The sequence below is a fragment of the Pseudomonas sp. SWRI81 genome, assembly GCF_014268545.1.
Lineage (GTDB): Bacteria > Pseudomonadota > Gammaproteobacteria > Pseudomonadales > Pseudomonadaceae > Aquipseudomonas > Aquipseudomonas hamedanensis.
In genome coordinates this window covers 74,812-96,232 of record NZ_JABWQS010000022.1, presented here as the reverse complement: position 1 = coordinate 96,232, position 21,421 = coordinate 74,812, and the positions used below count along the sequence as shown (strand labels likewise).

Genomic DNA, 21,421 nt, shown 5'->3' with positions numbered 1-21,421 from the left:
GCTCGCGATAGCGGTGTATCAGTCAACACACGTTTAGCTGACATACCGCTATCGCGAGCAGGCTCACTCCTACAGGGGACCGTGGCGATCTTGAAAGCGACCTGCATCTGTACTGAAAGCGCTACAGCGGAACGATATCGCTACACCCTCCTCTGATCGCCGCTGTGCAAGGCGTTGATCCCGTTCAGCTTTTTTCTTCGCACCGAGCTGTAGCGATTTCGCTACACACACCAATCTGTCGATCCTCAGCGGAATCGTTAACTCATTGATTAAAAAAGAAAAATTGACCTTGGCCGCGTTCTTGCTAATCAATCCTCATAAATAAGGGCCTTCGCGCCCACGCTTTCCACCGCGTCCACCAGACGAGTCTGGCCCCTGAGGAGTTTCCATGAGCGAGTTGCGTTTTACCGAAGATCACGAATGGCTGCGCACCGAAGCCGACGGCAGCGTTACTGTCGGCATTACCGCGTTTGCGCAGAACGCCCTGGGCGACGTGGTATTCGTGCAACTGCCTGAATTGCAGCCCTACGAAAAAGGCGCTGAAGCCGCCACTGTGGAATCGGTCAAAGCCGCGAGCGGCGTATACATGCCCCTCGACGGTGACGTGCGGGAAGTCAATCCGGCGCTGCAAGACGCCCCGGAACTGGTCAACGAAGATCCGCTGGGCGAAGGCTGGTTCTTCCGCTTCCAGCCAAGCGACGCTTCGGCAGTCGCTAAACTGCTCGATCAGGACGCGTACGACCGTCTGATCAAAGCCCAAGCCGAAGCCTGAGGAGTAAACGCCATGACCCAAGTCAACCTCGGCACCGCCAACGAATTCATCGCCCGCCACATCGGCCCGCGCGCCGATGACGAGCAAGCCATGCTCAACAGCCTCGGCTTCGACTCGCTCGAAGCACTGAGCGCCAATGTCATCCCGGAAAGCATCAAGGGCACCAGCGTCCTCGGCATGGACGACGGCCTCAGCGAAGCCGACGCCCTGGCGATGATCAAAGCCATCGCCGGCAAAAACCAGCTGTTCAAAACCTACATCGGCCAGGGCTACTACAACTGCCACACGCCATCGCCGATCCTGCGCAACCTGCTGGAAAACCCGGCCTGGTACACCGCTTACACACCGTACCAGCCAGAAATTTCCCAGGGCCGTCTCGAAGCGCTGTTGAATTTCCAGACCCTGATCAGCGACCTCACCGGCCTGCCGATCGCCAACGCATCCTTGCTCGACGAAGCCACCGCCGCTGCCGAAGCCATGACCTTCTGCAAACGCCTGAGCAAGAACAAGGGCAGCCACCAGTTCTTCGCCTCGATCCACAGCCACCCGCAAACGCTCGACGTGCTGCGCACCCGTGCCGAGCCGCTGGGCATTGACGTGGTCGTGGGCGATGAGCGCGAACTGACTGACGTCACACCATTCTTCGGCGCGCTGCTGCAATACCCGGCGAGCAACGGCGACCTGTTTGATTACCGCGAACTGACCGAACGCTTCCACACCGCCAACGCTTTGGTGGCCGTAGCCGCTGACCTGCTGGCCCTGACCCTGCTCACCGCACCGGGCGAGTTCGGCGCTGACGTGGCCATCGGATCGGCGCAGCGCTTTGGCGTGCCGCTGGGCTTCGGTGGTCCGCACGCGGCTTACTTTTCGACTAAAGATGCGTTCAAGCGCGACATGCCGGGCCGTCTGGTGGGTGTCTCGGTTGATCGGTTCGGCAAGCCGGCGCTGCGTCTGGCGATGCAGACCCGTGAGCAACACATCCGCCGTGAGAAGGCCACGTCGAACATCTGCACCGCGCAGGTGCTGCTGGCCAACATCGCCAGCATGTACGCCGTCTATCACGGCCCTAAAGGCCTGACGCAGATCGCCAACCGCGTGCATCACCTGACCGCGATCCTGGCCAAGGGCCTGACCGCGCTGGGCGCCAAAGTCGAACAAGCCAACTTCTTCGACACGCTGACCGTGGCCACCGGCGCGCACACTGCTGCACTGCACGACAAGGCCCATGGCGCACAGATCAACCTGCGCGTGATTGACGCTGAACGGCTGGGCCTGTCGGTCGACGAAACCACCACTCAGGCTGACATCGAAGCCCTGTGGAGCCTGTTCGCCGACGGCAAGACCCTGCCGGATTTCGCCGCCCTCGCAGCCATAGTAGAAAGCACCATCCCGGCCTCGCTGGTACGCCAGTCGCCGATCCTCAGCCACCCGGTGTTCAACCGCTATCACTCGGAAACCGAGTTGATGCGCTACCTGCGCAAGCTGGCGGACAAGGACCTGGCGCTGGACCGCACGATGATCCCGCTGGGCTCGTGCACCATGAAGCTCAACGCCGCCAGCGAAATGATCCCGGTGACCTGGGCCGAATTCGGTGCCCTGCACCCGTTCGCTCCGGCCGCACAAAGCGCCGGCTATCAGCAACTGACCGATGAACTGGAAGCGATGCTCTGCGCCGCCACCGGTTACGACTCGATCTCGCTGCAACCGAACGCCGGTTCGCAAGGTGAATACGCTGGCCTGCTGGCGATCCGTGCTTATCACCAGAGCCGTGGCGACGAGCGCCGTGACATCTGCCTGATTCCGTCGTCGGCCCACGGTACCAACCCGGCCACGGCACAAATGGCCGGCATGCGCGTGGTCGTCACTGCATGCGATGCGCGCGGCAACGTCGACATCGAAGACCTGCGTGCCAAAGCCATCGAGCACCGCGAACACCTCGCCGCGCTGATGATCACCTACCCGTCGACCCACGGCGTGTTCGAAGAAGGCATCCGCGAAATCTGCGCGATCATTCACGACAACGGCGGCCAGGTGTACATCGACGGCGCCAACATGAACGCGATGGTCGGCCTCTGCGCACCGGGTAAATTCGGCGGCGACGTTTCGCATTTGAACCTGCACAAGACCTTCTGCATTCCGCACGGCGGTGGCGGCCCGGGCGTCGGCCCGATTGGCGTCAAGTCGCACCTGACCCCGTTCCTGCCCGGCCATGGCCAGATGGAGCGCAAGGAAGGTGCAGTCTGCGCGGCACCGTTCGGCAGCGCGAGCATTCTGCCAATCACCTGGATGTACATCCGCATGATGGGCGGCGCCGGTCTCAAGCGCGCTTCGCAACTGGCGATCCTCAACGCCAACTACATCGCCCGTCGCCTCGAAGAACATTACCCGGTGCTCTACTCGGGCAGCAATGGTCTGGTGGCGCACGAGTGCATTCTCGATCTGCGTCCGTTGAAAGACAGCAGCGGTATCAGCGTCGATGACGTCGCCAAGCGCCTGATCGACTTCGGCTTCCACGCCCCGACCATGTCGTTCCCGGTGGCCGGCACGTTGATGATCGAGCCGACCGAAAGCGAATCCAAAGAAGAACTGGACCGCTTCTGCGACGCCATGATCCGCATCCGCGAAGAAATCCGCGCAGTGGAAAACGGCACGCTGGACAAAAACGATAACCCGCTGAAAAACGCCCCGCACACCGCAGCAGAACTGGTTGGCGAGTGGCCCCACCCGTACAGCCGCGAGCAAGCCGTGTACCCGGTGGCCTCGTTGATCGAAGGCAAATACTGGCCGCCGGTCGGTCGCGTCGACAACGTGTTCGGCGACCGCAACCTGGTGTGCGCCTGCCCGTCGATCGAAAGCTACGCTTAAACGGATGCGGGATCAGTTATCGCTGATCCCGCACACACCGCAGATCCCCTGTAGGAGTGAGCCTGCTCGCGATAGCGCACTGACATTCACCAATGATGTCGACTGACAGATCGCTATCGCGAGCAGGCTCACTCCTACAAGGGAATGCGCTCAGCCGCAAAAATCCGCCAATTCCCATAACAAGAAACCGGAGAACCACTCATGTCGTTAAGCGTGTTCGACCTGTTCAAGATTGGCATCGGTCCCTCCAGTTCCCACACCGTCGGCCCGATGCGCGCGGCTGCGCGTTTCGTCGAGGGTTTGCGCCGGGAAACCCTGCTGACCACCACCGCCAGCGTGCGGGTCGAGCTGTACGGCTCACTCGGCGCCACAGGCAAGGGGCACGGCAGCGACAAAGCCGTGTTGCTCGGTCTTGAAGGCGAGCACCCGGACACGGTCGACACCGAAACCGTCGCCGCGCGGCTGCAGGAAATACGCGGTAACGGTCGGTTGAATCTGCTCGGCGAACACAGCATTGCGTTCAATGAGAAAGAACAGCTGGCGATGATTCGCAAACCGCTGGCCTACCACCCCAACGGCATGATCTTTCGCGCCTTCGATGCGGCGGGCATTCAAATCCGCAGCCGCGAGTACTACTCGGTTGGCGGTGGTTTTGTCGTCGATGAAGACGCCGCCGGTGCCGACCGCATCGTCGAAGACGCCACGCCGCTGACCTTCCCGTTCAAAAGCGCCAAGGACTTGCTCGGCCATTGCAGCACTTACGGTCTGTCGATCAGTCAGGTGATGCTGACCAACGAAAGTGCCTGGCGCCCGGAAGCGGAAACCCGCGCCGGCCTGCTGAAAATCTGGCAGGTGATGCAGGATTGCGTCGCCGCCGGCTGCCGTAACGAAGGCATTCTGCCCGGCGGCTTGAAGGTCAAACGCCGCGCGGCGGCGTTGCATCGGCAATTGTGCAAGAACCCGGAATCGGCCTTGCGCGATCCGCTGTCGGTGCTCGATTGGGTCAATCTTTACGCACTCGCCGTCAACGAAGAAAACGCCAACGGCGGGCGCGTGGTTACGGCGCCAACCAACGGCGCGGCCGGGATCATTCCAGCGGTGCTGCATTACTACATGCGGTTTATCCCCGGCGCGAATGACGACGGCGTCGTGCGCTTTTTGCTGACCGCCGCCGCCATCGGCATTCTCTACAAGGAAAACGCCTCGATCTCCGGCGCCGAAGTCGGTTGCCAGGGCGAGGTCGGCGTGGCCTGTTCAATGGCGGCCGGCGCCTTGTGCGAAGTGCTCGGCGGCACTGTGCAGCAGGTCGAGAACGCCGCGGAAATCGGCATGGAACACAACCTCGGCCTGACCTGCGACCCGATTGGCGGCCTGGTGCAGGTGCCGTGCATCGAGCGCAATGCCATGGGCTCGGTGAAAGCCATCAACGCGGTGCGCATGGCCATGCGCGGCGACGGCCAGCATTTCGTCTCCCTCGACAAGGTCATCCGCACCATGCGCCAGACCGGCGCCGACATGAAAAGCAAATACAAGGAAACCGCCCGCGGCGGTCTGGCGGTCAACATTATCGAATGCTGATGCTCGCGCATCGGCGGCTGCACATTTTTCAGGAGTTGAAGATGCCTACCGAATCACTGTCGAAAACCCCGCTCCATGCCCTGCACCTCGAACTGGGCGCGCGCATGGTGCCGTTCGCCGGCTATGACATGCCCGTGCAATACCCGCTCGGGGTGATGAAAGAACACCAGCACACCCGCGAACAGGCCGGGCTGTTTGACGTCTCGCACATGGGGCAAATCCGTCTGACCGGTGCCAACGCCGCCAAAGCCCTGGAAACCCTGGTCCCGGTGGACATCATCGATCTGCCGGTGGGCATGCAGCGTTACGCGATGTTCACCAACGAAACCGGCGGCATCCTCGACGACCTGATGGTCGCCAACCTCGGTAACGACGAGTTGTTTCTGGTAGTCAACGCCGCGTGCAAGGACCAGGACCTGGCGCATCTGCAACAACATATTGGCGCTCAGTGCACCATTAAGGCGCTGTTCGAAGAGCGCGCCTTGCTCGCCCTGCAGGGTCCGGCGGCGGTTACCGTCCTCGCCCGCCTGGCACCCGACGTGGCGAAAATGACGTTCATGCAGTTCAACCGTGTGTCGTTGCTGGGCGTGGATTGCTTTGTCAGCCGTTCGGGCTACACCGGTGAAGACGGTTTTGAAATCTCGGTGCCGGCCGCCGAGGCGGAAAAACTCGCCCGCGCCCTGCTCTCCGAACCCGAAGTCCAGGCCATCGGTCTCGGCGCGCGCGATTCGCTGCGTCTGGAAGCCGGCCTGTGTCTGTACGGCCACGACATGAACACCGACACCACGCCGATCGAAGCCAGCCTGCTGTGGGCAATCTCCAAGGCACGCCGCGCCGACGGCCCGCGGGCCGGCGGTTTCCCGGGCGCAGAGCAGATCTTTGCCCAGCAACAGAACGGTGTCGCGCGCAAACGCGTCGGCCTGCTGCCGCAAGAACGTACGCCGGTGCGTGAAGGCGCAGAGATCGTCAACGAGGCCGGCGAAACCATCGGCAGCGTGTGCAGCGGCGGTTTCGGTCCGACCTTGGGCGGCCCTTTGGCGATGGGGTACCTCGACAGCGCCTACGTTGCTCTCGACACACCCGTTTGGGCCATCGTTCGTGGGAAAAAGGTGCAAATGCTTGTAAGCAAAATGCCATTTGTTCCGCAACGCTACTATCGTGGCTGATTGACTGTTTCTATAAGTAACGCGATTGCGTTATGCATGCACTAATGTGTAACGCAATCGCCATAAAACAGTGCGTTTTTTAACAATCGAATCGAATATGAACGCTGCTTATAACGATTGAAAAAAGTAGAACCGAACAATCGTCTAAGGCGACACTAGTGGACTGACTAATTCCCGCCAAGCGCAATAAAACCGGGGCCCTCACAGGGGGTTGTTTTTTCTCCCGTAGTTGGCGTAGAGTTTATCCACTGTGTTTGCATGGGTCAGCCTTGAATCGTGACCTGGGCAGTAGCCTACAAGTTAGCTACATCCCGCTCGACGTCTTCTTACTCCTTGCAACCAGCTCCAGTACTCTTTCATGAGAAAGAGGCTGTCATCAATTTTTGCGTCAAAGGAAATAAGAAATGTCCCAACGTCAGAGCGGTACCGTCAAGTGGTTTAACGACGAGAAAGGTTTTGGTTTTATCACGCCTGAAAGCGGTCCGGATCTGTTCGTGCATTTCCGCGCCATTCAGGGCAACGGCTTCAAAAGCCTGAAAGAAGGCCAGAAAGTGACTTTCGTCGCTGTGCAAGGCCAGAAAGGCATGCAGGCTGACGAAGTACAAGCAGAAGCCTGATCTCAGTAACGAAAAAAGCCCCTGATATTGATATCAGGGGCTTTTTTGTGCGCGCGAATCCGTAAAATGGCGCTTCATTTGCGTCCAGAGGCTGCCATGTCGAAAAACCAGCTCACTCCACAGGGCGACTTTCCTGCCGTTGGCCTTGGCCGTCGCCTGGCAGCGATGTTCTATGACTTCCTGCTGTGCACCGCCCTGCTGATCGTTACCGGATTCGCTTACAAACTGATCCAGGCCGCGATCATCGGCGAAGAGCGCCTGCGGACGATGACCGATGCCGGGCAGCTTGATGGTGATCCGCTGTATTCGACGGTGCTGCTGTTGGTGTTGTTCGGCTTCTTCGCCAAGTTCTGGACCCATGGCGGGCAGACGCTGGGCATGCAGGTCTGGGGCATTCGTGTGCAGAACGCTGACGGCACGGCGATCAGCCTGTGGCAGGCGCTGCTGCGGTTTATGGTCTCGATCGCGTCATGGCTGTGCGTTGGGCTTGGGTTCTTCTGGTCGCTGTATGACAAGCAGAAGCGCACGTGGCATGACATCTATTCGGATACACGCTTGGTGCGAATCCCGAAAAAGAGCAAATAATTTCCATACCCAAGAGTCCCCCCTGTGGCGAGGGGATTTATCCCCGTTGGGTGGCGAAGCCGCCCCAAAATCAACCACCGCGGTGTATCAGACACACCGCGTGCGCTGCTTTACGACTGCTGCGCAGCCGAACGGGGATAAATCCCCTCGCCACAGGGCTCACTCCTGCAAAGGTTTTGCTCAGGCGTTACCGGCCAATTTCATCCGCGCCGCCTGGGTGAAGTCGAGCATGCGCTTCAACGGCCGGATCGCCTGGGGAATCAGCGCCGGATCGACAAAGATCTCGTTGCTACCTTCCTGCAAGCACTTGAGCGTGCGCTCAAGGGTGTTCATGGCCATCCACGGGCAATGTGCACAACTGCGGCACGCCGCGCCGTTACCGGCAGTAGGTGCCTCGATGAAGACCTTGTCCGGGCACAGCTGCTGCATCTTGTAGAAGATGCCACGGTCGGTCGCCACGATGAAGGTCTTGTTCGGCAGGGTTTGCGCAGCAGCGATCAGTTGGCTGGTGGACCCGACGGCGTCCGCCAGTTCGATCACCGATGTCGGCGACTCCGGGTGCACCAGAATCGCGGCATCCGGATACAGCGCCTTCATGTCCTCCAATTGCTTGGACTTGAACTCTTCGTGAACGATGCAGGCACCGTCCCACAGCAGCATGTCGGCGCCGGTCTTGCGCTGAATGTAGGTGCCAAGGTGCTTGTCAGGCCCCCAGATGATCGTCTCGCCGTTGTCCATCAGGCTCTCGACAATTTCCAGCGCGCAGCTTGAAGTTACCACCCAGTCAGCCCGAGCCTTTACCGCGGCGGAAGTGTTGGCGTAAACCACCACGGTGCGTTCCGGGTGCTGATCGCAGAACGCCGAAAACTCGTCGACAGGGCAACCCAGGTCCAGCGAGCAGGTCGCCTCCAGCGTCGGCATCAGCACGCGTTTTTCCGGGTTGAGGATCTTTGCGGTCTCGCCCATGAATTTAACGCCGGCAACCACAACGGTCTTGGCCGGGTGGGCATTGCCGAAGCGGGCCATTTCGAGGGAGTCGGAGACACAGCCGCCGGTCTCTTCGGCCAGGGCCTGAATCACCGGATCGCAATAAAAGTGAGCCACCAGCACCGCGTCCTGAGCCTTGAGCTCGGCGGCAATGGCAGAACGGTAATAAGCCTCTTCTTCGGCCGTCAGCGGTTTGGGCTGCTTGGCATCGAGGTGGGCTTGCACCAGAAGGCGTTCGGAAATCTGCGTCATGTTCGCAAGACCTGCAGGCGCTTTCGCGCGAAAGTCGAGTATACACCCGGCTCCGGACCGCTTGAGGGTACCGCCGGGAGAGTGAGTGTCATCAGGCACGGACAGCGTTGAAGCTGCGCAAGGCTACAGAATATCCCGTTGATACAAAAGATGATTCTGATCTGTGTCAGGCCGGGTGGCGCTGAAACGAAGGGTGTCTGAAATGCAGGCAAAAAAAAACCCGGAAATCCTCACTTTCGTGGGCCTTCCGGATTTTCTAAACCGCCAAATATGGTGGGTCGTGTGGGATTCGAACCTACGACCAATTGGTTAAAAGCCAACTGCTCTACCAACTGAGCTAACGACCCGCTGTGTGGTGGCGCGTATAATACTGATTTTTAAGGACTATTCAACACCTTTTTGAAAAAAATCAAAAATAAGGGGTTGGATCGCTCACACCCGCCGCTGCAAAGCCTTCTGCACGCAAGCGGCAGCTGTCGCATTTGCCGCACGCGCGGCCGTCATCGTCGGCCTGATAGCAGGAAACGGTCAGGCCGTAGTCGACGCCCAACTTCACGCCGGCCTGGACAATTTGCGCCTTGCTCAGGTTCTGCAAAGGCGCCTGAATGCGGAAGCCATTGCCTTCCACGCCAGCCTTGGTCGCCAGATTGGCCATGCGCTCGAACGACTCGATGAACTCGGGGCGGCAATCCGGGTAGCCGGAATAATCGACCGCGTTCACGCCAATGAAGATGTCGCGAGCGCCGAGGACTTCTGCCCAGCCCAGCGCCAGAGACAGGAATACCGTGTTGCGCGCCGGCACGTAGGTCACCGGAATGCCCTCGCCCAGCTCTTCGGGAATGTCGATACTGGTGTCGGTCAGGGCTGAGCCACCCATGCCGTTGAGATTGAGGCCGATCACCTTGTGCTCGACCACACCCAGATCGCGCGCCACCCGAGCGGCGGCGTGCAGTTCGGCGTGGGAGCGCTGGCCGTAATCGAAGCTCATGGTGTAGCAGGCGTAGCCTTCAGCGCGGGCCATCGCTACCACGGTGGCCGAGTCGAGGCCGCCGGACAGCAGGATGACCGCGCGTTTTTCGGTGGTGTTCAGTTGTTCAGTCATGTCAGCGCCCCGGCTCGTCATTCCAAAGATATTTGTGCAATTGCAATTGCAGGCGTACTGGCAGGTTGTCCGCCACTACCCAGTCAGCCAGTTCCCGTGCGTTGAGATCATGGTGACTTGGCGAGAACAGGACTTCGCCGGCACGTTGGTCGAGACCATACTGAATCAGCTTGGAGACGGCCCAGTCATAGTCTTCCCGCGAGCAAATGACAAACTTCACCTGATCGTTGCGGGTCAGCAGTTCGATATTTTCGTAACGGTTGCGATGGGCTTCTTTGGAGCCCGGCGTCTTCAGATCGACCACACGACTGACGCGCGGATCGACCGCCGAAACGTCGAGGGCGCCACTGGTTTCCAGCGAGACCTCGTAACCGGCATCACACAACTGCTTGAGCAATGGAATGGCGTTCGGCTGCGCCAGCGGCTCACCGCCGGTGACGCAAACGTAGCGCGGACGAAACCCGGCCACTTGTTCAAGGATGTCGTCGAGGTTGCGAACGGTGCCACCGCTGAACGCATAGGCGCTGTCGCAGTATTGGCAACGCAAAGGGCAACCGGTCAGGCGCACGAAAACCGTGGGCAGCCCGGCAGTCCGCGTTTCCCCCTGCAACGAGTAGAAAACTTCGGTGATTCTCAATGTGTCTTGCATAGTCGCCACGGGCGTAACAGCTAAACAGGCTGTCCGCCTCCGTCAGGCACTTCAGGCAATCCCGCCAACGCGTAGACCGCCAGAAGCGTGTTTCAGAAAAAGGGCGTGAATTCTAACGAAAAAACCCGCGACAAGCGCGGGTTTCTTCGTGAAGGGTCAAACAGCCTTACATGCGCTGCAGATCGCGTTGGGCCAGCTGCGCGGCGGAAGTGCCCGGATACTGGGCGACCACCTGCTGCAAAATGCCTTTGACCTTGTCGGTATGACCGAGGCGGCGCTCGACATCAGCCAGCTTGTACAGCGAGTCCGGCACTTTGTTGTGCTTGGGATAGAGCTGCGAAACCTTGGCAAAAGCCTGACCGGCGCCTTGCAGATCGCCTTTGGCCAGGTTCACTTCGCCCAACCAGTACTGGGCGTTGCCCGCGTACTGGCTGTTCGGGTATTTGCGCAGGAACGCGGCGAAAGCCTGGCTGGCCTTGTCGAAATCCTTGGCCTTGATCAGGTCGAAAGCGGCATCGTAATACAGCTTTTCCTTGGCCGGATCAGCCGGTTCGCTACCCGCTGCCGGCGCCTGGGCAGCCGCCCCGGCTCCTGCAGCAGCACCGGCAGCAGCACTTGCATCGCCACCGGTAGAAGAATTCTCTGGAGTCGCGGCTGGTGCAACGCCGGATCCTATGCGCCGATCAAGATCCTGGTATCGCTCCAGGGATTCCTGCTTCATGCGCGCAACCTGATTTTGCAGTTCTTCGATCACGCCTTGCTGGCGCGAGATCTGATCCTGCATCTGTTGCAATTGGTTGAACAGCATGCCTTGTGCCGAGGCAGGGGCCGAAGCCGCTCCCCCGGCATAGGCGCCGTTCGTACCGTAACCCGCAGGCGGATAACTGCTCCCGCTATTGTTATAACCGGAGTTGTCATCGACCACAGGAACCGCAGCCCACGCCGCAAGCGGCGCGAGGCTGAGAGCCAGAACAGTTACAGCACGACGGCACGTTCGCATATCGAATTACTTACGCAGTTCGACGCGACGGTTCTGGGCCCAGGACTGCTCGTCGTTGCCGGTAGCAACTGGACGCTCTTCGCCGTAGGAAACCAGTTCCAGCTGAGCTGGGGAAACGCCTTGCAGTACCAGGTAGCGCTGAACGGCTTTCGCACGACGCTCGCCCAGTGCCATGTTGTACTCACGAGTACCACGTTCGTCGGTGTTGCCTTCCAGAACAACGCGAGCGCCGTTTGCTTTCAGGTCTTTGGCGTGAACGTCCAGAGCGCGCATGGCTTCTGGCTTCAGGTCCGAGCTGTCGTATTCGAAGTAGAAGGTGGTGATTGCGCGCAGAGCAGCTTCTTCGCTCAGGGAACCGTCAACGGCACCAGTGTTTGCGCCGTAACCAGCGTTTGGATCAACAGCGCCTTCACCGGCGTTGTCGCCGCCTTTGGACGAGCAACCTACAGCTACAGCCATGGCCAGAGCCAGCGCAGCAAATTTACCAAACTTCAGCATTTCCATCGTGAAACTCCTAATGAACCCCAGTGTGTTAAGTAAAACGTGTAGCGCCGCGTCAGTTCAGGTAAGGGGACCAGGACGGTTCTCTGACTTCGCCTTGAGCGGTAGGAAGCGGGAGCCTAACGCGTCCATTAATGGACACGAGCATCAAGACTCCCCGGCCCTGCTGGCGGGTGGCGTAGATTACCATGGTGCCGTTGGGCGCAACAGTAGGTGACTCGTCCAGAGTGCTATCAGTGAGGATCTTTACACTGCCTCGCTGCAGATCCTGAGCTGCCACCTTGAAATTGGTGAAGCCATCCTGACGGTGGATCATCACCAAAGTCTTTTCATCGGCCGAGAGTTTAGGGTTGGCGTTGTAGTTGCCTACGAACGTCACACGCTCGGCACCACCGCCACTGGCGCTGGTTTTGTAGATCTGTGGTTTGCCGCCACGGTCGGAGGTGAAATAGATGGTCGAGCCATCCTTGCCCCAGTACGGTTCGGTGTTGATGCCAGGGCCTGCGGTGACGCGGGTGATCTGACGCGAACCGAGGTTCATCACGTAGATGTCCGGGTTACCGTCCTTGGACAGCACGAACGCCAGGCGATTGCCGTCCGGCGACCAGGCTGGCGCACCGTTCAGGCCTTCGAAGTTGGTGATCTGCTCACGGCGACCGGTATCAATGTTCTGCATGAAGATACGTGGGCGCTTCTGCTCGAACGACACGTAGGCGATACGCTTGCCATCCGGCGCGAAACGCGGCGACAGGATCGGCTCGCGCGATTGCAGCAGGGTCACGGCGCGTGCACCGTCATAGTCCGAACGCTGCAGGGTATAGCGGGTGTTCTTCTCGGAGAACCGCTCGGCCGTCACGTACAGCAGACGGGTCGAAAACGCGCCTTTGATACCGGTGAGCTTTTCAAACGACTGGTCAGAGATGTAGTGCGCCATGTCGCGCAATTGCTCGGTCGTACCGGAAACACTGCCATCGGCCACTTTCTGTTCGGTAGCCACGTTGAACAGTGCCCACTGCACCTGCAGGCGACCGCCCGCTGGAACAATGCTGCCGACCATCATGTATTGCGCACCGACAGCCTTCCAGTCACGGAAGATGATTTCGCTCGGCTGGCTTGGCTGGCTGATCATGTTCTGCTTTGGAATCGGCGAGTAGTAGCCCGAGTTGCGCAGGTCGTTGCCAATGATCTCAGCCATGTCGTCCGGCAGGACGGCACCGCCCTGGAAGCCGAACGGTACAACGGCGATCGGGGTGGCCCGATCGCTGCCGCTGGTGACCAGAATGTTCTTTTCATCCGCCATCGCGATCCCTGCCATGCAGCAGATCACGACCAGCATTCCTCGAAGAAGGTTTCTCACAAGGCTAAATCCTCAGGTGTGAATGTCATCTTGAACGAACGATACGGAGCGAAATCGCTCGGCTTCATTCCCTGCATTTCTGTCAAACGTCCAATATTCTTGACCGCCGCCACTGCCGAAGCATCGAACGGACCGTCGCCACTGGATTTGGCCACGCTGACCGAGGTCACCGTGCCGTCCGGCAACATGCCGATTTGCAGCACGACCGTCATGCCTTTGCGTGCCGAAGGAGGACGCGCCCACCCTTCTGCCGCTCGTGCCCGAATCAGGTCATCGAAACTGCCCGCGACTTCGTCGCCCTGCTCATCGGCCAGGGCCTGCTGGCGCTGCGGCGTATCGGAAAGCAAATCTGCCAGGGCCTGAGCCTTTTTGTCTTCGGCGGATTTACGTGCTGCTTCCTGCGCTTTCTTCTTCGCAGCATCGGCAGCCGCTTTCTTCTTCGCGTCCTCGGCGACTTTCTTCTTCGCCTCGTCAGCTTCAGCTTTCTTCTTGGCGTCTTCGGCGGCTTTCTTCTTCGCGTCTTCGACGATCTTCTTCTTGGCTTCTTCGGCAGCGGCTTTCTTGGCCTCTTCCTCGGCAGCCTTCTTCGCTTCGTCTTCGGCTTTCTTCTTGGCTATATCAGCCAATTGTTTCTCTTCAGCCTTTTTCGCCTCGGCTTTCTTCGCGTCGTCGGCTTTCTTGGCTTCATCAGCCTTTTTCGCTTCGTCCGCTTTTTTCGCCTCGTCGGCCTTCTTGGCTTCCTCGGCCTTTTGAGCCGCTTCCTCTTTCTTTTGTTCCGCCGCCTTCACCGCTTCCTGCTCGATCTTTTTCTGTTCCATCTGTTCGACTTCGGTCTGGCGCGCGGCGGATTTCTTCGCCTCACCCGCAATCTTCTGATTGGTCTGGGTGGTCGCCTGACTTTTTGATTTCAGCTGGTACAGAGTCGCCTGGACGATCGGCTTGGCCGGCGGCAGTTCCGGCGTGAAGGCAAAGCTGACGAACAGCATGCCGAACACCAGCACGTGCAGGACAATTGCCAGAACACTAGGCCAGAAGTAGCTTTCCGAGGCGGACGGCTCTCGCTGTTGCTGCATCAGGGGGCCTCGGTAATCAGACCAACGTTACCGACCCCGGCTTTCTGCAACCCGCCCATGGCACCCATGACGGCGCCGTAGTCGACAGTCTTGTCGCCACGAATGAACACCTGGGTACGTTTGCCGCCCTCGGTGCCGGCGCGAATGATCTTGGTCACCGCGTCCGTCATTTGCGGCAGGGTCATGGCCCTGTCCTGTTGCTTCTCGGTGTCGACTTCGCTGCCAAGGTTCCAGTAATAGGTCTTGTCAGCCTTGATCGAAATGGTCAGGACCTGGGTGTTGTTGTCCTGCGGCAAGGCTTCGCTGGAAACCTTGGGCAAATCAACTTTCACGCCCTGATTGAGCATCGGCGCAGTCACCATGAAGATGACCAGCAGCACCAACATCACGTCGATGTAAGGCACCACGTTCATCTCGGCGACCGGCTTGCGCTTTTTGCGAGCTCGAGCGATTAAAGCCATCGGGAAATACCTGCTTATTCTTCGCTGGTGTGCACTTTGCGGTGCAGGATCGCCTGGAATTCATCGGCGAAGGTGTAGTAACGGCCCAGCAAGGTTTCGCTGCGAGCAGCAAAACGGTTGTAAGCGATGACCGCCGGGATCGCGGCGAACAGGCCGATCGCGGTGGCGATCAGGGCTTCGGCGATACCCGGGGCCACGGTGGCCAGGGTCGCTTGCTGGGCACTGGCCAGGCCGCGGAAGGAGTTCATGATGCCCCACACGGTACCGAACAGGCCGATGTACGGGCTGACCGAACCGACAGTGGCGAGGAACGGCAGGCTCTGCTCGAGCTTCTCTTCTTCACGGGAGATAGCCACGCGCATGGCACGGGCCACACCTTCCATCACCGCTTCAGGATCGACCCCTGGCTGCTGACGCAGGCGGGAGAATTCCTTGAAACCGGCACGAAAAATCTGCTCGACGCCCGAATCCGGATCCGGGTTGCTGCCCGCCTGACGGTACAGCTTGGACAGGTCGATACCCGACCAGAAGCGCTCTTCGAAGCTCTCCAGGGCGCGTCGACCGGCACGCAGCAAGTTGCTGCGCTGAAAGATCATGATCCATGAGGTCACCGATGCGGCCACCAGAGTCAACATTACCAACTGCACCACGATGCTGGCATTGCTGACCAGGCTCCACATGGAGGAATGGTCGACGACGTTAGCTTCCACGCTTTATCTCCTGCTTTGAGTGTGTACCCGGGCCGACCGCGTCGGCGAAGGCCGCACGCAGGTCTTCGGGAAGGGCCCGGGGTTTCAAACTGTCGGTGCGCACGCAGGCCACCAAAAACTGCCCTTCACAGAGCAGCACATTATCCGTGGCCCGCCTGACCTGCTGCTTGAAGCGCAGGCTGGCACGGTTCAATTCGGTTACATCAGCGCTTACCAGCAGCTCGTCGTCCAGTCGCGCCGGCGCGTGGTAGCGCGCTTCGCTGGAATGCACGACGAACAACAGGTCCTCTCCGGCAAGCTGCGATTGGGCAAAGCCCAGTTCGCGAAGCCGCTCGGTTCGGGCCCGTTCCATAAACTTGAGGTAATTAACGTAATACACGATGCCGCCCGCATCGGTGTCTTCGTAATAAACGCGACAACGATGTGCGAACAGCCCAAGCCCGTTTTGCGCGCGCATACTCTAGTGCTTACTCCTCAGGTTGCCAATCCGGCCAGGCAACTGTTTTTCATTGATTCGAGGCTTTACCGTAAAAGTACCGTCGTCTGACAGTACAAACCCTGAATAAATCGACAGCAAATGTGTATCAGTCGTCCGCAGCATCGAGAAACTCGTCTGCCACGGGCATTTCGCCCATTCGTGACGGAATGTTTAAACCGAAATGCAGATAGGCATGCCGCGTCACCACCCTGCCCCGCGGCGTGCGCATGATATAGCCCTGTTGAATCAGATACGGTTCCAGCACGTCTTCGATGGTATGACGCTCTTCGCTGATCGCGGCGGCAAGACTGTCGATCCCGACCGGCCCGCCATCGAACTTCTCGATCATGGTCAGCAGCAGACGCCGGTCCTGATGATCGAAACCATGTTCATCGACATCCAGCAGGTTCAGCGCCAGGTCCGCCACGGCTTTGGTGATGTGACCCTTGGCACGGACTTCGGCGAAATCGCGCACTCGCCGCAGCAGACGGTTGGCGATCCGTGGCGTACCCCGGGCGCGACGAGCGATCTCGAACGACCCCTCCGGATCGAGCGGCAAACCAAGAATGGCCGCCGAACGACTGACAATCGTCGCCAGATCCGCCGTGCTGTAGAACTCCAGGCGCTGGACGATACCGAAACGGTCACGCAGCGGGTTGGTCAGCATGCCGGCGCGGGTGGTCGCGCCGACCAGGGTGAACGGTGGCAGATCCAGTTTGATCGAGCGTGCTGCCGGCCCTTCGCCGATCATGATGTCGAGCTGAAAGTCTTCCATCGCCGGGTACAGCACTTCTTCCACGATCGGCGACAGACGATGGATTTCGTCGATGAACAACACGTCGTGCGGCTCAAGGTTGGTCAGCAATGCCGCCAGATCACCCGGACGCTCAAGCACCGGCCCCGAGGTGCTCTTGATCGACACGCCCATTTCCTGCGCGATGATATTGGCCAGGGTCGTTTTGCCCAGCCCCGGCGGACCAAAGATCAGCGTGTGATCCAGCGATTCGCTACGGCCGCGAGCGGCCTGGATGAACAGTTCCATCTGCTCGCGCACGGTCGGCTGGCCAATGTAATCGGCCAGGCTGACCGGGCGGATGGCGCGATCCTGGACTTCTTCGCGCTCGCGCGGGCTGTGCGCGGCGGCAATCAGACGATCAGCTTCAATCACTTAAATCATTCCCTTCAGGGCGCGGCGGATCATGTCTTCACTGCTCAGGTTTTTCTCTTTGATCGCGGAAATCGCCTTGCTCGCTTCCTGCGGCTTATAGCCCAGGGAAATCAGTGCGCTGACCGCATCGTTCTCGGCGGTATTGACCGGCGCCGGGCCGTCCGGCTGATTCGGCACCAGCGCAAACATCGCCGGCGAGGTTTCCCAGGCCTTGAAGCGATCCTTGAGCTCGACCAACAGACGCTCGGCGGTCTTCTTGCCGACGCCCGGCACCTTGGTCAGCGCCGACGTGTCCTGGGACTGCACGCAACGAATCAGCTCATCGACTTCCAGGCTCGACATCAGCGCCAGCGCCAGTTTCGGCCCGACCCCATTGAGACGGATCAACTCACGGAAAAAGTCTCGCTCACGCTTGCCGGCAAAGCCATAGAGCAACTGCGCGTCTTCGCGTACGACCAAGTGGGTGTGCAGGGTCAGCGGTTCACCGACCGACGGCAGACGATAAAGGGTGGTCATGGGCACTTCCAGCTCATAGCCAAGGCCGTTTACATCCAGAATCAGGTGCGGCGGCTGTTTCTCAGCCAGGGTGCCGCGCAAGCGTCCAATCACGTTTTGAATCCTTGAGCGCTGGCCAGCCGTGGGCTGGCGACGATTGAATAGGGCTTGCGCGCCGGCAACACAGGCACCGAAAAGCCACTTTCAGGAAAATTGATGCTGATGCTATCAGAGACGCAGGCGCCCGCCACGACTGCGTGCGGTTCCCAAGCCGTGCGCCAACAGACTGGAGCGGGTGTGGGCGTGACAAATGGCAATAGCGAGGGCATCCGAGGCATCGATTTGCGGTTTGCTGGTCAGTTTGAGCATGTGCATGACCATCATTTGCACCTGCTCTTTATTGGCAGCACCGGTGCCGACCACAGCCTGCTTGACCTGCGTGGCGGTGTACTCGGCGATTTCCAGGCATTCTTCTGCGCCGGCAACAATCGCTGCGCCGCGCGCCTGACCCAGCTTAAGCGCCGAGTCGGCGTTCTTCGCCATAAAGACCTTTTCGATGCCCATGGTCACCGGGCCATAGGTCTTGATGATCTCGCGCACGCCGCGATAGACGATTTGCAGACGCTCATGCAGCTCGCCGGACCCGGTGCGAATACAGCCCGAGGCCACATAGATGCAGCCGCCCCGCCCGGTATCGCGAACGATCCCGTAACCGGTGATGCGCGAACCGGGGTCGATACCAAGAATTAGAGTCATAACGCCTGCAGATTCATAAAAACGATTTACCTGACACCCATTACAAATGTGGGAGCGAGCCTGCTCGCGAAGGCGGTATGTCAGCAGATACAGGTGCTGAATGACACACCGCTTTCGCGAGCAGGCTCGCTCCCACAGGAAGACTAGTCGCTAATCAGCCGAGCTGGGCGGCCACGTCTTCGGGGATATCCGCGTTGGAATAAACGTTCTGCACGTCATCCAGGTCTTCAAGCATGTCGATCAGCTTGAGCACTTTCTCCGCACCTTCCAGATCCAGTTCGGCGCTGGTGGTCGGCTGCATGACGATTTCCGCGTCATCACCTTTGAATCCAGCGGCTTCCAGTGCATTACGCACCGCATAGAAGCTGGTGAAGGAGGTAAACACGTCGATCGAACCGTCTTCGTGCGTAACCACGTCATCGGCATCCGCTTCCAGCGCTGCTTCGGTCAGCGCGTCTTCATCGACGCCTGGCGCAAAGCTGATCTGACCCTTGCGCTCGAACAGATACGCCACCGAACCGTCAGTGCCCAGGTTTCCGCCACACTTGCTGAAAGCGTGGCGCACCGCGGCGGCGGTACGGTTGCGGTTGTCGGTCATGCACTCGACCATCACCGCCACGCCGCCCGGGCCGTAACCTTCGTAGGTCAGCTCTTCGACGTTGTCGGCCTCGGTGGCACCGGCACCGCGCGCCACGGCGCGGTCGATGATGTCACGGCTCATGTTGGCGCCCAGCGCCTTGTCCAGGGCCAGACGCAAACGCGGGTTGGAACCCGGATCGCCGCCGCCCTGCCGGGCCGCAACGGTCAGTTCACGGATCCACTTGGTGAAGATCTTGCCCCTCTTGGCATCCTGACGTTCTTTGCGGTGCTTGATGTTTGCCCACTTGGAATGACCTGCCATAACTCGCTCCGAATTCTCTTTGAAACCTTGCCCGCCCTGCTTGTGCAGGGCCAGCAATTAAAAAATCTCGACCTGAGAAAGAAAAAAGGCGCATCCGAAGATGCGCCTTCAGGCCCGTCTTACTCAGCCTTTGGCGTTTCGCGCAAACGAATGTGCAGCTCGCGCAATGCCTTGGCGTCCACCACGCCCGGTGCTTGCGTCATCACGTCGGCAGCACTCTGGGTTTTCGGGAAGGCGATCACTTCGCGGATCGACTGGGCGCCGGTCATCAGCATTACCAGACGGTCCAGACCGAAGGCCAGACCACCGTGCGGCGGTGCACCGTATTTCAGCGCGTCGAGCAGGAAGCCGAATTTCTCTTCCTGTTCCGCTTCATTGATGCCAAGCAGACGGAATACCGCTTGCTGCATTTCCTTGCGGTGGATACGGATCGAACCGCCGCCCAGCTCAGTACCGTTCAACACCATGTCGTACGCGCGGGACAGCGCGCCGGCCGGGTTGGCTTCGAGTTCTTGCGGCGAGCACTTCGGCGCGGTGAACGGGTGGTGCAGTGCGGAGAAGCTGCCGTCGTCGTTCTCTTCGAACATCGGGAAGTCGACGACCCACATTGGCGCCCACTCGCAGGTCAGCAGCTTGAGGTCGTGGCCGAGCTTGATGCGCAGCGCGCCCAGGGCTTCGCTGACGATCTTGGCCTTGTCGGCACCGAAGAACACGATGTCGCCATCGACTGCGCCAACGCGATCGAGGATCACGTTGAGCTTGTCTTCAGGAATGTTTTTCACGATCGGCGATTGCAGACCCTCAACACCGGCCGCGCGCTCGTTGACCTTGATGTACGCCAGGCCCTTGGCACCGTAGATGCCGACGAACTTGGTGTAATCGTCGATCTGCTTGCGCGGCATGCTCGCCCCGCCAGGAACGCGCAGTGCGGCGATACGGCATTTCGGGTCGTTGGCCGGACCGCTGAATACTTTGAAGTCGACTTCTTTCAACTGGTCGGCAACGTCAACCAGTTCCAGCGGGATACGCAGGTCCGGCTTGTCCGAACCGTAGCGGCGCATGGCTTCTTCGAAGGTCATGTGCGGGAATTCACCGAACTCCAGACCCAGCACTTCCTTGAACAGGTTGCGGATCATCTGTTCGGTCAGACCCATGATCTCTTTTTCATCGAGGAAGCTGGTCTCGATGTCGATCTGGGTGAATTCCGGCTGACGGTCGGCACGCAGGTCTTCGTCACGGAAGCATTTGGCGATCTGGTAGTAACGGTCGAAACCGGCCACCATCAACAGTTGCTTGAACAATTGCGGCGATTGCGGCAGGGCGAAGAACGAACCGGCGTGAGTGCGGCTCGGCACCAGATAGTCACGCGCACCTTCAGGGGTGGCACGGGTCAGGATCGGCGTTTCGACGTCGAGGAAGCCGTTCTCGTCGAGGAAGCGACGAATGCTGGTGGTCATGCGCGAACGCAGGCGCAGCTTCTCGGCCATTTCCGGACGACGCAGGTCGAGGAAGCGATAACGCAGACGGGTTTCTTCGCCGACGTCGGAGTATTCGTTGAGCGGGAACGGCGGGGTTTCCGACTCGTTCAACACTTCCAGTTCATAACCCAGCACTTCGATCATGCCCGAGGCCATGTTGGCGTTGGTGGCGCCGGCCGGACGCAGGCGCACCTTGCCGGTGATTTTCACGACGTACTCACTGCGCACGCGATCGGCAGCGGCGAAGCTCTCGGCGCGATCCGGATCGAATACCACCTGGGCCAGACCATCACGATCACGGATATCGAGGAAAATCACCCCGCCGTGGTCGCGGCGACGGTGAACCCATCCGCAAAGGGTAATTTCCTGGCCATCCAGGCTTTCGTTCAGTTGGCCGCAATAGTGGCTGCGCATCATGATAATGGTTCGCTTCTCGTCATTCGATATTCGGTGGAGATTCCGGCGCACTG

21 protein-coding genes and 1 tRNA gene are annotated in these 21,421 nt (G+C 59.7%); 6 read left to right on the top strand and 16 right to left on the bottom strand.

Annotation, left to right across the window (positions count from 1 at the left end):
• Window positions 1–388: 388 nt before the first annotated feature.
• The 6 genes from gcvH to HU765_RS15635 all read left to right on the top strand — a co-directional run bounded on the left by gcvH (window position 389) and on the right by HU765_RS15635 (window position 7,583).
• On the top strand, window positions 389–772 hold the full coding sequence (gene gcvH, locus HU765_RS15660; protein ID WP_186550580.1) for a glycine cleavage system protein GcvH: 384 nt from the start codon (window positions 389–391) through the stop codon (window positions 770–772).
• Window positions 773–784: 12 nt separating this feature from the next.
• On the top strand, window positions 785–3,637 hold the full coding sequence (gcvP, locus tag HU765_RS15655) for an aminomethyl-transferring glycine dehydrogenase (protein WP_186621577.1): 2,853 nt from the start codon (window positions 785–787) through the stop codon (window positions 3,635–3,637).
• A gap of 201 nt (window positions 3,638–3,838) precedes the next feature.
• A complete protein-coding gene (locus tag HU765_RS15650) occupies window positions 3,839–5,215 on the top strand; it encodes an L-serine ammonia-lyase (protein WP_186550576.1) in 1,377 nt (458 codons plus the stop codon).
• A 41-nt stretch (window positions 5,216–5,256) separates the two neighbouring features.
• A complete protein-coding gene (gcvT, locus tag HU765_RS15645) occupies window positions 5,257–6,381 on the top strand; it encodes a glycine cleavage system aminomethyltransferase GcvT (RefSeq protein WP_186621576.1) in 1,125 nt (374 codons plus the stop codon).
• 404 nt (window positions 6,382–6,785) lie between these two features.
• Window positions 6,786–6,998 (top strand): cold shock domain-containing protein, encoded by a 213-nt coding sequence (locus tag HU765_RS15640; protein ID WP_003175786.1) that lies wholly within the window; start codon window positions 6,786–6,788, stop codon window positions 6,996–6,998.
• A gap of 96 nt (window positions 6,999–7,094) precedes the next feature.
• Window positions 7,095–7,583, top strand: coding sequence for an RDD family protein (locus HU765_RS15635; RefSeq protein WP_186621574.1), 489 nt, complete (start codon window positions 7,095–7,097; stop codon window positions 7,581–7,583).
• Between the two features lie 180 nt (window positions 7,584–7,763).
• Here the strand turns inward: HU765_RS15635 and nadA are convergent, their stop codons facing one another.
• The 16 genes from nadA to aspS all read right to left on the bottom strand — a co-directional run bounded on the left by nadA (window position 7,764) and on the right by aspS (window position 21,368).
• On the bottom strand, window positions 7,764–8,822 hold the full coding sequence (gene nadA, locus HU765_RS15630) for a quinolinate synthase NadA (protein WP_186550570.1): 1,059 nt from the start codon (window positions 8,820–8,822) through the stop codon (window positions 7,764–7,766).
• Window positions 8,823–9,093: 271 nt separating this feature from the next.
• Window positions 9,094–9,169: transfer RNA gene (locus HU765_RS15625), tRNA-Lys, on the bottom strand.
• A 62-nt stretch (window positions 9,170–9,231) separates the two neighbouring features.
• Window positions 9,232–9,924, bottom strand: coding sequence for a 7-cyano-7-deazaguanine synthase QueC (gene queC, locus HU765_RS15620; RefSeq protein ID WP_125925576.1), 693 nt, complete (start codon window positions 9,922–9,924; stop codon window positions 9,232–9,234).
• 1 nt (window position 9,925) lies between these two features.
• The gene (gene queE / locus HU765_RS15615; RefSeq protein ID WP_186621572.1) at window positions 9,926–10,573 is read right to left on the bottom strand and encodes a 7-carboxy-7-deazaguanine synthase QueE; all 648 of its coding nucleotides are present in this window, start codon (window positions 10,571–10,573) and stop codon (window positions 9,926–9,928) included.
• 166 nt (window positions 10,574–10,739) lie between these two features.
• Window positions 10,740–11,573 carry a tol-pal system protein YbgF gene (gene ybgF, locus HU765_RS15610; RefSeq protein ID WP_186621570.1) on the bottom strand — a complete coding sequence of 278 codons (834 nt, stop codon included), beginning with the start codon at window positions 11,571–11,573 and terminating at the stop codon, window positions 10,740–10,742.
• A gap of 6 nt (window positions 11,574–11,579) precedes the next feature.
• Entirely contained in the window at window positions 11,580–12,077 is a 498-nt protein-coding gene (gene pal / locus HU765_RS15605; protein ID WP_003178634.1) for a peptidoglycan-associated lipoprotein Pal, read from the bottom strand.
• A gap of 52 nt (window positions 12,078–12,129) precedes the next feature.
• Window positions 12,130–13,410, bottom strand: a complete 1,281-nt coding sequence (gene tolB, locus HU765_RS15600; RefSeq protein WP_186621582.1) for a Tol-Pal system beta propeller repeat protein TolB — start codon at window positions 13,408–13,410, stop codon at window positions 12,130–12,132.
• A 17-nt stretch (window positions 13,411–13,427) separates the two neighbouring features.
• Entirely contained in the window at window positions 13,428–14,504 is a 1,077-nt protein-coding gene (gene tolA, locus HU765_RS15595) for a cell envelope integrity protein TolA (protein WP_186621568.1), read from the bottom strand.
• Window positions 14,504–14,956, bottom strand: a complete 453-nt coding sequence (tolR, locus tag HU765_RS15590) for a protein TolR (RefSeq protein ID WP_160767866.1) — start codon at window positions 14,954–14,956, stop codon at window positions 14,504–14,506. The genes tolA and tolR overlap by 1 nt, the downstream gene beginning before the upstream one ends.
• Window positions 14,957–14,979: 23 nt before the next feature.
• On the bottom strand, window positions 14,980–15,675 hold the full coding sequence (gene tolQ, locus HU765_RS15585; RefSeq protein WP_008080223.1) for a protein TolQ: 696 nt from the start codon (window positions 15,673–15,675) through the stop codon (window positions 14,980–14,982).
• Window positions 15,665–16,132: a tol-pal system-associated acyl-CoA thioesterase gene (ybgC, locus tag HU765_RS15580; RefSeq protein ID WP_186621567.1), complete on the bottom strand. Its 468-nt coding sequence runs from the start codon at window positions 16,130–16,132 to the stop codon at window positions 15,665–15,667. Before ybgC ends, tolQ begins: the two co-directional genes overlap by 11 nt.
• A gap of 127 nt (window positions 16,133–16,259) precedes the next feature.
• Window positions 16,260–17,321, bottom strand: a complete 1,062-nt coding sequence (gene ruvB, locus HU765_RS15575; RefSeq protein ID WP_186621565.1) for a Holliday junction branch migration DNA helicase RuvB — start codon at window positions 17,319–17,321, stop codon at window positions 16,260–16,262.
• Complete coding sequence (ruvA, locus tag HU765_RS15570; protein ID WP_186550556.1) at window positions 17,322–17,930, bottom strand: Holliday junction branch migration protein RuvA; 609 nt, start codon at window positions 17,928–17,930, stop codon at window positions 17,322–17,324. It abuts the gene before it with no gap.
• A gap of 114 nt (window positions 17,931–18,044) precedes the next feature.
• The gene (gene ruvC, locus HU765_RS15565) at window positions 18,045–18,572 is read right to left on the bottom strand and encodes a crossover junction endodeoxyribonuclease RuvC (RefSeq protein ID WP_186621563.1); all 528 of its coding nucleotides are present in this window, start codon (window positions 18,570–18,572) and stop codon (window positions 18,045–18,047) included.
• Between the two features lie 154 nt (window positions 18,573–18,726).
• Window positions 18,727–19,473, bottom strand: coding sequence for a YebC/PmpR family DNA-binding transcriptional regulator (locus HU765_RS15560; RefSeq protein ID WP_085709622.1), 747 nt, complete (start codon window positions 19,471–19,473; stop codon window positions 18,727–18,729).
• 119 nt (window positions 19,474–19,592) lie between these two features.
• The gene (gene aspS, locus HU765_RS15555; protein WP_186550554.1) at window positions 19,593–21,368 is read right to left on the bottom strand and encodes an aspartate--tRNA ligase; all 1,776 of its coding nucleotides are present in this window, start codon (window positions 21,366–21,368) and stop codon (window positions 19,593–19,595) included.
• Window positions 21,369–21,421: the final 53 nt, after the last annotated feature.

What these genes read in the sequence shown, in the direction of transcription:
- gcvH (WP_186550580.1), top strand. Translation starts at nt 389, where the DNA reads ATGAGCGAGTTGCGTTTTACCGAAGATCACGAATGGCTGCGCACCGAA.
- gcvP (WP_186621577.1), top strand. Translation starts at nt 785, where the DNA reads ATGACCCAAGTCAACCTCGGCACCGCCAACGAATTCATCGCCCGCCAC.
- HU765_RS15650 (WP_186550576.1), top strand. Translation starts at nt 3,839, where the DNA reads ATGTCGTTAAGCGTGTTCGACCTGTTCAAGATTGGCATCGGTCCCTCC.
- gcvT (WP_186621576.1), top strand. Translation starts at nt 5,257, where the DNA reads ATGCCTACCGAATCACTGTCGAAAACCCCGCTCCATGCCCTGCACCTC.
- HU765_RS15640 (WP_003175786.1), top strand. Translation starts at nt 6,786, where the DNA reads ATGTCCCAACGTCAGAGCGGTACCGTCAAGTGGTTTAACGACGAGAAA.
- HU765_RS15635 (WP_186621574.1), top strand. Translation starts at nt 7,095, where the DNA reads ATGTCGAAAAACCAGCTCACTCCACAGGGCGACTTTCCTGCCGTTGGC.
- nadA (WP_186550570.1), bottom strand. Translation starts at nt 8,822, where the DNA reads ATGACGCAGATTTCCGAACGCCTTCTGGTGCAAGCCCACCTCGATGCC.
- queC (WP_125925576.1), bottom strand. Translation starts at nt 9,924, where the DNA reads ATGACTGAACAACTGAACACCACCGAAAAACGCGCGGTCATCCTGCTG.
- queE (WP_186621572.1), bottom strand. Translation starts at nt 10,573, where the DNA reads ATGCAAGACACATTGAGAATCACCGAAGTTTTCTACTCGTTGCAGGGG.
- ybgF (WP_186621570.1), bottom strand. Translation starts at nt 11,573, where the DNA reads ATGCGAACGTGCCGTCGTGCTGTAACTGTTCTGGCTCTCAGCCTCGCG.
- pal (WP_003178634.1), bottom strand. Translation starts at nt 12,077, where the DNA reads ATGGAAATGCTGAAGTTTGGTAAATTTGCTGCGCTGGCTCTGGCCATG.
- tolB (WP_186621582.1), bottom strand. Translation starts at nt 13,410, where the DNA reads ATGCTGGTCGTGATCTGCTGCATGGCAGGGATCGCGATGGCGGATGAA.
- tolA (WP_186621568.1), bottom strand. Translation starts at nt 14,504, where the DNA reads ATGCAGCAACAGCGAGAGCCGTCCGCCTCGGAAAGCTACTTCTGGCCT.
- ybgC (WP_186621567.1), bottom strand. Translation starts at nt 16,132, where the DNA reads ATGCGCGCGCAAAACGGGCTTGGGCTGTTCGCACATCGTTGTCGCGTT.
- ruvC (WP_186621563.1), bottom strand. Translation starts at nt 18,572, where the DNA reads ATGACTCTAATTCTTGGTATCGACCCCGGTTCGCGCATCACCGGTTAC.
- HU765_RS15560 (WP_085709622.1), bottom strand. Translation starts at nt 19,473, where the DNA reads ATGGCAGGTCATTCCAAGTGGGCAAACATCAAGCACCGCAAAGAACGT.
- aspS (WP_186550554.1), bottom strand. Translation starts at nt 21,368, where the DNA reads ATGATGCGCAGCCACTATTGCGGCCAACTGAACGAAAGCCTGGATGGC.